Here is a 10420-nt window from a genome sequence, read left to right on the forward strand (position 1 = left end):
ATCCGTGAAGGTGGCAGAACCGTCGGAGCCGGCGTCGTCGCTGCCATCAACGACTGAGCGCCCCACCTGAGACGCGACGCCGGTGCCGATCAGGCACACCGGCGTCGCCTGGGCCGCATCTCCATACTTAAGCCGACAGCTCGACCTGACGGGTTGTCGGCTTAATCATTCTCTAACCGTGAGTTGCAAGCCGAAAGGCGATCTCATGGTTTCGATTCGGCGATTTAGGCCGTCCCGGCGCAGCCTCCTGCATTCGACAGCTCTCGCGCTGGCGGGACACCGAGCATCATTGCCGCCGTCCCCACACGCGATATCCTCATCGCCTGGTCGTCCGATGCCGCGGGAAAAGCGCGGCTCGCAAACACCGTTGCCTCATATGCGAGCAAGGGCCCCTATAGCCGAAGCCCGGAGCTGTTCTCTTACTCGAAGCAAGGCGTCCGTCCCCTGAACAGCCCCGAACTCGCCGAACACGGCCGCTAGAGAACACCAAATTTCGTCGCCCCGCGCCGCGAGTCTCTTGCGCCCGTTGCAGGTATGGGGCATGGAGCCTCGCGCGTAGGAGTGTAGCTCAACTGGTCAGAGCGCCGGTCTCCAAAACCGGAGGTTGCGGGTTCGAGTCCCTCCACTCCTGCCAGTTCGGTTATCTAACAGTTCGGCCGCTGCCCTGGATGCGCATCGACCAGCCCAAGGGCCCGGCAAGCCAGACGTTTTCCGCCTAGTCGACAAGTGACGAGACTTGCGCTAGAGCGGTCGCACTCCGAGATCGATGAATGCTGCCGCTGCGGGCTTCGACCAGTGCCCCTGTCAGCACGTTCTTCAATTCCCGGCCCGATCTCCCCTGTTGTTAGCGCCATGGCATCGAACGAAGCGACGAAGAAGATCGAGCCGGTGCGAGGATCGTCTCGCGGTCCGTCGACGCCGACGCCGCCCCGCGCGACCCCGCCGGCGCGACCCGCGCCCAAGCGCGTCGGGCCGTTCGAATTTCTCGCCCAGGTTCGCGACGAGGGCCGCAAGGTCACGTGGCCGACCCGCAAGGAGACCGTGGTCACGACCGTGATGGTCTTCATCATGGTCGTCGTGGCGAGCATCTTCTTCACCCTGGTCGATCAGGTCCTCCGCTACCTCGTGACCCTGATCCTCGGGGTCGGGGCCTAAGCATTCCTCGGCCCGCCCGGCGCTTGGCGCCGGGGCCGACCGACGTCAGGATTTGGTGAGAACCGTGTCGAAGCGCTGGTACATCGTCCACGCCTACTCGAATTTCGAGAACAAGGTTGCGCAGTCCATCAAGGACCAGGCGGCCCAGCGTGGGCTGATCGAACTCTTCGATGAGGTCATGGTGCCGACCGAGAAGGTCGTCGAGGTTCGTCGCGGCCGCAAGGTCGATGCCGAGCGCAAGTTCTTCCCCGGCTACGTTCTGGTGAAGTGCGACCTCACCGACGAGGTCTACCACCTCATCAAGAACACGCCCAAGGTCACGGGCTTCCTCGGCGCGGACAAGTCGAAGCCGGTGCCGATCCCCGATTCAGAGGCCGAGCGGATCAAGGGGCAGGTCGCCGAGGGCGTCGACCGCCCGAAGCCCTCGATCTCCTTCGAGATCGGCGAGATCGTCCGCGTCGCCGACGGTCCGTTCGCATCGTTCAACGGCACCGTCGAGGAGATCGACGAGGCCCGCTCGCGCCTCAAGGTCGCCGTCTCGATCTTCGGCCGCGCCACGCCGGTGGAACTGGAATACGCCCAGGTCGAGAAGGCCTGACGTAGGAGCGGATAGGGAGCAGCGAACAGCGAAGGTTACGGCCTTCTGCTCGCTACCAACTATTCGTCCATCACACGCGGGAGGCCCGCCCGGTTCGCCGCCGGGGTCCACGGGCCGCACCGCGATCTGCAACCGTCCGAACCGACCGTGCTGAGGCAGCCGGGCGGCGGACTTTTCTGTGGGAGCAGTCCCTATGGCGAAGAAGATCACGGGCTACGTGAAGCTTCAGGTCCCCGCCGGCGCGGCCAATCCGTCGCCGCCCATCGGTCCCGCGCTCGGTCAGCGCGGCCTCAACATCATGGAATTCTGCAAGGCCTTCAATGCGAAGACCGCGCAGATCGAGAAGGGCACCCCGATCCCGGTCGTCATCACGGCCTACCAGGACCGGTCCTTCACCTTCGAGATGAAGCAGCCTCCGGTCACCTTCTTCCTGAAGAAGGCCGCCGGCCTGAAGATCGGCAAGAAGCCGGCCTCTGGCTCCAAGACGCCAGGCAAGGGCCCGAACGTCGGCAAGGTCACGGAGGCGCAGCTTCGCGAGATCGCCGAGCGGAAGATGCCCGACCTGAACTGCGACTCGGTGGATGCCGCCGTCGCCATGATCCGTGGCTCCGCGCGGGCCATGGGCCTCGACGTCGTCGCTTAAGGGGAGGGCACAATGGCACACGAAGGCAAGCGTATCCGCGCCGCCCGCGAGGGCATCGACGCGCTCAAGCTTTACACGATCGATGAAGCGATCAAGCTCGTGAAGGACAAGGCCAGCGCCAAGTTCGACGAGACCGTCGAGGTCTCGATGAACCTCGGCGTCGACCCGCGCCACGCCGACCAGATGGTCCGCGGCGTCTGCAACCTGCCCAACGGCTCCGGCCGGACCGTGCGGGTGGCGGTGTTCGCCCGCGGCGCCAAGGCCGACGACGCCCGCGCCGCCGGCGCCGACATCGTCGGCGCGGAGGACCTCCTCGAGATCGTCCAGAGCGGCAAGATCGAGTTCGACCGCTGCATCGCGACCCCGGACATGATGCCCCTCGTTGGTCGTCTCGGTAAGGTGCTGGGCCCCCGCGGCCTGATGCCGAACCCGAAGGTCGGCACCGTCACCATGGACGTGAAGGGCGCCGTCGCCGGCGCCAAGGGCGGCTCGGTGGAGTTCCGCGTCGAGAAGGCCGGCATCGTCCATGCCGGCATCGGGAAGGTCTCGTTCGACGTCGAGAAGCTCGTCGAGAACATCAAGGCGTTCGCGGATGCCGTGGCCAAGGCGAAGCCCGCCGGTGCCAAGGGCACCTACATCCAACGCGTCGCCGTGACCTCGTCGATGGGTCCGGGCGTGAAGGTGGAGCCGGCGAGCGTTCTCACCGCCTGAGCCGATTCAAGTTGCATTGATCGAGAACGCCCGGCCCATGTGGCTGGGCATTCTCATTTGGAACGACGGCCTTCGCTGAGGAGGCTCGCTGCCTCTCCGGCACGCCTCGCGGGAGAGAGCGCGACAAAAATCGGCGTGATCGAACAGAAGCAGGGGGACGATTCGGGCTCAGCCTGTGCTAGATACGCTGCCATGCGATGCACCCTCCCGGTCCTGTCCCGCCGACGCATCCTCTGCGTCTTTCCCGCCTACACGCCGTCCTTCGGGACCTTCGCCCACGCCTACCCCTTGATGGGCGGCGTGAAGGCGTTCATGCCGCCCCAGGGGCTTCTCCTCATCGCGGCCTATATGCCCGAGACCTGGGAGTGCCGTTTCGTCGACGAGAACATCAAGCGGGCCGGGGCTGAGGATTTCGCCTGGGCCGACGCGGTGTTCGTGTCGGGCATGCACATCCAGGCTCCTCAGATCCGTGACATCTATGCCCGTGCGCATGAGGCCGGCAGGGTGACGGTGCTCGGCGGTCCCTCGGTTTCCGGGGCGCCCGAGGAATATCCCGAATTCGACTATCTCCATGTCGGCGAGATCGGCGACGCCACCGACCAACTCGTCGACATTCTCGACCGCGACCTGTCGATCCCGCCAACCCAGGTACGGCTTGAGACCAAGGAACGGCTGCCGCTCTCCGACTTCCCGTCGCCGGCCTACGAGGCGGCGCCCCTCAAGCGCTATCTCATCGGCTCGCTGCAATTCTCGTCGGGCTGCCCCTACCGCTGCGAGTTCTGCGACATCCCGCAGCTCTACGGCCGGCAGCCTCGGCTGAAGACCCCTGAGCAGATGTGCGCCGAGCTCGACGCCATCATCGCACAGCCTGGCCACCCGGCGGTGGTCTACTTCGTCGACGACAACTTCATCGGCAACCGCAAGGCGACGAAGGACATGCTGCCCCACCTCGTGGAGTGGCAGAAGAAGAACCACTTCCCGCTTCAGTTCGCCTGCGAGGCGACCCTGAACATGGCCAAGCAGCCCGACATCCTCGAGCTGATGCGGCAGGCCAACTTCATGACGGTCTTCGTGGGCATCGAGACGCCGGAAGAGGACGCGCTCGCCGGGATCGACAAGAAGCACAACGCCGCCGTGCCGATGTACGAGGCGATCGAGACGCTCAACAGCTACGGTTTGGAGGTCACGTCGGGCATCATCCTCGGGCTCGATACGGAGAGTGACAGTTCCGAGCAGAAGCTGATCGATTTCATCGACAAGTCGGCGGTGCCGGTCCTGACGATGAATCTGCTGCAAGCGCTGCCCAAGACGCCTCTGTGGGATCGACTCATCCGCGAGGGGCGCCTCGTCCACGACGCCGCGCTCGAGTCCAACGTCCTGTTCAAGCGACCGCACGACGACGTGGTGGCGAGCTGGCGCCGAGCCATCGCCCATGCCTACGAACCCGCCCACCTGTTCGAGCGCTTCCGCCACCAGGTCGAGGTGACCTATCCGAACCGCATCAAGACGCCGATGAAGGGCAAGCTGACACGGACCAATCTACGGCGCGGACTCATCCTCGGGTTCAACATCGCGCTCCGGGTCGGGCTGATGTCGGATTACCGCCGGGTGTTCTGGCGCGCGGCGGGTCATGCCCTGAAGCGCGGGCAGATCGAGGCGGTCTTCAACATGGGTTTCGTCGCCCACCACCTCATCCGCTTCACCCGCGAGGCCCTTCGCGGCGAGCACAACGCTTCGTTCTACGCTGCCAAAGCCGACCAGAAGCGGGCCGAACGCAAACCGTGGTGGCAGGCGGCGCGCAGGTTCCTGCCGACTTAGGCGGCAAGTCCCTTTCCGGGTCAGGGCGATCGAGCAAAAGGCGTCAAGCCAAATCGTTCCCCTGCGACGCAATTGTCGTCGTCGCCCCCTTGGCATGCGACGTGCGAGGCTCTATAGACCCCTCTCAACGTTTTCATACCAAGAAAGGAATCGGCCGATCGGTCGTATTCCGTTTGAGATATCGCTCGAGCGATCGAGTGGTAATGGCTGGAGGGTTCCGAGGAGCGTCAAGCGTCTCGGGGCTTCGTCCGGCCATGTCCTGTCCGAGACTGCAGGCGCCGGGTGACCGGCTTAATCCGTCAGCCTGCACAGACGGGGAAGACCGAATTCAACATCCTCCCTTCGCTGCGATGCGCAGAGCTGAGAGGCGTCGGTTTGAACCATCTCGCCCGTGTCGTCCACCATATCGGCGGACTCCAGGGGACAGGGCCGTGAAGCGTCGTCCAGGGCGTTCCGGCTGTCGTTTCAGTCGAGTTCCGTCCCGGGCGGCATGTGCAACCGGCGGCCCCTCTCGCAGGGACCCGCCAACCGGAGAGAGCCCCAGTGGACAGGACAGCCAAAGCTGATCTCGTCTCGACGCTCAACGGCGTGTTTACGAACACCGCCGTCGTCGTCGTGGCCCACTACAAGGGCCTCACGGTCGCCGAGATGCAGAAGCTGCGGTCGCAGATGAAGCTGGCCGGTGCCACCGTGAAGGTCACCAAGAACCGCATCGCCAACATCGCTCTCGATGGCACGGACGTCGCCTCCATCAAGCCCCTCCTGAAGGGTCCGACCCTGCTCGCCTATTCGAGCGACCCGGTCGCGGCTGCCAAGGTAGCGGTGGATTTCGCCAAGGGTAACGACAAGCTCGTCATCCTCGGCGGCGCCATGGGAACGACTGCCCTGAACCCGGATGGTGTGAAGGCGCTCGCCTCACTCCCATCCCTCGACGAACTGCGCGCCAAGATCGTGGGCCTCATCCAGGCTCCCGCGACCAAGATCGCCCAGGTCGTCAACGCACCGGCGGCCAAGCTCGCCCGCGTGTTCGGGGCCTATGCCACCAAGGACGAAGCGGCCTGAAGTGCGCTTCCCTCATCGTCAAACCGATCCGTTCAAACCGACAGACTGCAAGGAACTGAACCATGGCTGATCTTGCCAAGCTCGTCGACGACCTGTCGTCGCTCACCGTTCTCGAGGCCGCCGACCTCGCCAAGATGCTCGAAGAGAAGTGGGGCGTCTCGGCCGCTGCCGCCGTCGCGGTTGCCGCCGGACCGGCGGCTGCCGCTGCCGTCGTCGAGGAGCAGACCGAGTTCACGGTCATGCTCGCCGGCGCTGGCGACAAGAAGATCGAGGTCATCAAGGAGGTCCGCGCGATCACCGGCCTCGGCCTGAAGGAAGCCAAGGATCTGGTCGAAGCCGCTCCGAAGGCCGTCAAGGAGTCCGTGACCAAGGACGAGGCCGAGAAGATCAAGGCGCAGCTCGAGAAGGCCGGCGCCAAGGTCGAGCTCAAGTAAGACGATTGCCGGGCCAGATCAGGCTCGACGCTTCCGGCAGGTCCACTACGGGCCTGCCGGCCCCCAAGGCCCGCGGGTTCACACCCGCGGGCTAAGGTCGCTTCCGGCGGCCGATGTGCCCTGGGACGGGTGCGACGAGATCAATTCGGGTGGGCTCGTCCGGCGGGACGGGTTCCAGCGCCTGGCGGCGGGAGGCTGATGGCCTTCCCCGGGCACCCTACGCTGGAATGGTGGAGCGAGGTCACACATGGCCAATACGCTGGTCGGTCGCAAGCGCATTCGGAAGTTCTTCGGAAAGATCAAGGAAGTGGCGGAGATGCCGAACCTCATCGAGGTTCAGAAGGCATCCTACGACCAGTTCCTGATCATGGACGAACCGGAGGGCGGCCGCGGCGACGAGGGCCTGCAGACCGTGTTCAAGTCGGTCTTCCCGATCTCCGACTTCTCGGCGACCGCGCTCCTCGAATTCGTCAAGTACACGTTCGAACAGCCGAAATATGACGTCGACGAGTGCCGCCAGCGTGGCATCACGTTCGCGGCACCGCTCAAGGTGACGCTGCGCCTGATCGTGTTCGACGTTGACCCGGATACCGGCGCGAAGTCCGTCAAGGACATCAAGGAGCAAGACGTCTACATGGGCGACATGCCCCTGATGACGGAGAACGGCACCTTCATCGTCAACGGCACCGAGCGCGTCATCGTCTCGCAGATGCACCGTTCGCCGGGCGTGTTCTTCGACCACGACAAGGGCAAGACCCACTCGTCGGGCAAGCTGCTGTTCGCCGCTCGCATCATCCCGTATCGCGGCTCCTGGCTTGACGTCGAATTCGACGCCAAGGACATCGTGCATGTCCGCATCGATCGAAAGCGCAAGCTGCCGGCGACGTCGCTGCTGTTCGCGCTCGGCCTCGACGGCGAGGAGATCCTGTCGACCTTCTACAACCGCGTCACCTATGATCGCGACGGCGCCGACTGGCGCGTGCCCTACGACGCCGAACGCCTCAAGGGCTTCAAGGCCTCCGTCGACCTCGTCGATGCGGAATCGGGCGAGGTCGTGCTCGAGGCTGGCAAGAAGCTGAATGCCCGCAACGCGAAGCAGATCGCCGAGCGCGGCGTCAACTTCCTGAAGGCCGCCGACGAGGACCTGATCGGCCAGTACATCGCCGAGGATCTCGTCAACCCGAAGACCGGCGAGATCTGGGCCGAGGCCGGCGACGAGATCTCCGACAAGCTCCTGAAGACGTTCGAGGAGGTCGGAATCACCGAACTCCCGCTCCTCGACATCGACCACGTCAATGTTGGCCCCTACATCCGCAACACGCTCGCGGTCGACAAGAACTCGTCCCGAGAGGGCGCGCTGTTCGACATCTACCGGGTCATGCGGCCGGGCGAGCCGCCGACGCTCGACACGGCGGAGGCGATGTTCCACTCGCTGTTCTTCGATTCCGAGCGCTACGACCTCTCGGCGGTCGGCCGCGTGAAGATGAACATGCGCCTCGACCTCGACGCCGAGGACACCGTGCGCACGCTGCGCCGCGAGGACATGCTCGCGGTCGTCAAGGCGCTGGTGGATCTGCGCGACGGCAAGGGCGAGATCGACGACATCGACCACCTCGGCAACCGCCGGGTGCGCTCGGTCGGCGAGCTCATGGAGAACCAGTACCGCCTCGGCCTGCTCCGCATGGAGCGCGCGATCAAGGAGCGGATGTCCTCGGTCGATATCGACACGGTGATGCCGCAGGACCTCATCAACGCCAAGCCAGCGGCGGCGGCGGTGCGCGAGTTCTTCGGCTCGTCGCAGCTCTCGCAGTTCATGGACCAGACCAATCCGCTCTCGGAAGTGACGCACAAGCGCCGCCTCTCGGCGCTCGGCCCCGGCGGTCTCACCCGCGAACGCGCCGGCTTCGAAGTGCGCGATGTCCACCCGACGCATTACGGCCGCATCTGCCCGATCGAGACGCCGGAAGGCCCCAATATCGGTCTCATCAACTCGCTGGCGACCTTCGCGCGCGTCAACAAGTACGGCTTCATCGAGACGCCGTTCCGCCGGGTGAAAGACGGAGTCGTCACCACCGAGGTGTCCTATCTGTCGGCGATGGAGGAGGCGAAGTACTTCGTCGCCCAGGCCAACGCCCAGATGGACGAGAACTTCAAGCTCACGGAAGACCTTGTGGTCTGCCGCCGGGCCGGTGACGTCATCGTGGTGGCGCCCGACCGCGTCGACCTCATGGACGTGTCGCCGAAGCAGCTCGTCTCGGTCGCCGCTGCGCTGATTCCGTTCCTCGAGAACGACGACGCGAACCGCGCCCTGATGGGCTCGAACATGCAGCGCCAGGCGGTGCCGCTGGTTCGCGCCGACGCGCCGTTCGTCGGCACCGGCATGGAAGCCGTGGTCGCTCGCGATTCCGGGGCCGCCATCGGTGCGCGCCGGTCGGGCATCGTCGACCAGGTCGACGCGACCCGTATCGTGATCAGAGCGACCGAAGAAGCGGATGCGACGAAGCCGGGGGTGGACATCTACCGCCTCCAGAAGTTCCAGCGCTCCAACCAGTCGACCTGCATCACGCAGAAGCCGCTGGTGCGTGTCGGCGAGGCCGTGAAGAAGGGCGAGATCATCGCCGACGGCCCCTCGACGGAATTCGGCGAGCTGGCACTGGGCCGCAACGTGCTCGTCGCGTTCATGCCGTGGAATGGCTACAACTTCGAGGACTCGATCCTGCTCTCCGAGCGGATCGTGAAGGATGACGTGTTCACCTCGATCCACATCGAGGAATTCGAGGTGATGGCCCGAGACACCAAGCTCGGTCCGGAGGAGATCACCCGCGACATCCCCAACGTCTCGGAAGAAGCGCTGAAGAACCTCGACGAGGCGGGCATCGTCTATATCGGCGCCGAGGTCCACGCGGGCGACATCCTGTGCGGCAAGATCACCCCGAAGGGCGAGAGCCCGATGACGCCGGAGGAGAAGCTCCTGCGCGCCATCTTCGGCGAGAAGGCCTCTGACGTACGCGACACCTCGCTGCGGGTGCCGCCGGGCGTTACCGGCACGATCGTCGAGGTGCGGGTGTTCAACCGCCACGGCGTCGACAAGGACGAGCGCGCCCAGGCTATCGAGCGCGAGGAGATCGAGCGTCTCGCCAAGGATCGCGACGACGAGCAGGCCATCCTCGACCGCAACACCTATGCGCGCCTGTCCGGCGTGCTGGTGGGGCAGGCCCCGATCGCCGGACCGAAGGGGTTCAAGAAGGAGACCACGCTGACGCGTGAGCTCATCAATGAGTATCCGCGCTCGCAATGGTGGCAGTTCGCCGTCATCGACGACCGTCTCATGACCGAGATGGAAGCGATGCAGAAGCAGTACGACGAGTCGAAGAAGCGCCTGGAGCAGCGCTTCCTCGACAAGGTCGAGAAGCTGCAGCGCGGCGACGAGTTGCCCCCCGGCGTCATGAAGATGGTCAAGGTCTTCGTCGCGGTGAAGCGCAAGATCCAGCCCGGCGACAAGATGGCCGGCCGCCACGGCAACAAGGGCGTCGTCTCGCGCATCGTGCCGATCGAGGACATGCCGTTCCTCGAGGACGGGACCCATGCAGACATCGTGCTCAACCCGCTCGGCGTGCCGAGTCGGATGAACGTCGGACAGATCCTGGAGACCCATCTGGGCTGGGCCGCGGCCGGTCTCGGCCGCAAGGTCGGTCTCGCGGTGGACGCTTACCTGCGCAGCCATGACATCGCGCCCCTCAAGGCGGAGATGCAGGCGATCTATTCCCCGTCCGAGCTCGAAGGGCTTAGCGACGAGGAATACGCGGAGGTCGGCAACAACGTCCGCCGCGGCGTGCCGATGGCGACCCCGGTCTTCAACGGCGCCAAGGAGGCCGATATCGAGGCGATGCTGGAGATGGCCGGTCTCGACCGGTCGGCCCAGTCGACCCTCTATGACGGCCGCACCGGCGAGCCTTTCGACCGCAAGGTGACGATGGGCTACATCTACATGCTGAAGCT

Annotated in this window: 8 protein-coding genes and 1 tRNA gene; all 9 read left to right on the forward strand. The window is 65.0% G+C overall.

Annotation, left to right across the window (positions count from 1 at the left end; genetic code table 11):
- The first annotated feature begins 557 nt into the window (after positions 1 to 557).
- A tRNA-Trp gene (locus ACFE7U_RS15880) sits at positions 558 to 634 on the forward strand.
- Between the two features lie 218 nt (positions 635 to 852).
- Positions 853 to 1155, forward strand: a complete 303-nt coding sequence (gene secE / locus ACFE7U_RS15885; protein WP_375410689.1) for a preprotein translocase subunit SecE — start codon at positions 853 to 855, stop codon at positions 1153 to 1155.
- 64 nt (positions 1156 to 1219) lie between these two features.
- Positions 1220 to 1753, forward strand: a complete 534-nt coding sequence (gene nusG / locus ACFE7U_RS15890; protein WP_375410696.1) for a transcription termination/antitermination protein NusG — start codon at positions 1220 to 1222, stop codon at positions 1751 to 1753.
- A gap of 193 nt (positions 1754 to 1946) precedes the next feature.
- On the forward strand, positions 1947 to 2396 hold the full coding sequence (gene rplK / locus ACFE7U_RS15895) for a 50S ribosomal protein L11 (protein ID WP_375410690.1): 450 nt from the start codon (positions 1947 to 1949) through the stop codon (positions 2394 to 2396).
- Between the two features lie 12 nt (positions 2397 to 2408).
- Positions 2409 to 3107 carry a 50S ribosomal protein L1 gene (gene rplA, locus ACFE7U_RS15900; RefSeq protein ID WP_375410691.1) on the forward strand — a complete coding sequence of 233 codons (699 nt, stop codon included), beginning with the start codon at positions 2409 to 2411 and terminating at the stop codon, positions 3105 to 3107.
- 192 nt (positions 3108 to 3299) lie between these two features.
- Positions 3300 to 4925 (forward strand): B12-binding domain-containing radical SAM protein, encoded by a 1626-nt coding sequence (locus tag ACFE7U_RS15905; protein WP_375410692.1) that lies wholly within the window; start codon positions 3300 to 3302, stop codon positions 4923 to 4925.
- 543 nt (positions 4926 to 5468) lie between these two features.
- On the forward strand, positions 5469 to 5987 hold the full coding sequence (gene rplJ, locus ACFE7U_RS15910; protein ID WP_375410693.1) for a 50S ribosomal protein L10: 519 nt from the start codon (positions 5469 to 5471) through the stop codon (positions 5985 to 5987).
- A gap of 62 nt (positions 5988 to 6049) precedes the next feature.
- Complete coding sequence (gene rplL, locus ACFE7U_RS15915; RefSeq protein ID WP_375410694.1) at positions 6050 to 6421, forward strand: 50S ribosomal protein L7/L12; 372 nt, start codon at positions 6050 to 6052, stop codon at positions 6419 to 6421.
- Between the two features lie 247 nt (positions 6422 to 6668).
- A partial coding sequence (gene rpoB / locus ACFE7U_RS15920; protein ID WP_375410695.1) for a DNA-directed RNA polymerase subunit beta occupies positions 6669 to 10420 on the forward strand: 3752 nt, incomplete at its 3' end.

The sequence above is a fragment of the uncultured Methylobacterium sp. genome (assembly GCF_964251405.1).
Classification (GTDB): Bacteria; Pseudomonadota; Alphaproteobacteria; order Rhizobiales; family Beijerinckiaceae; genus Methylobacterium.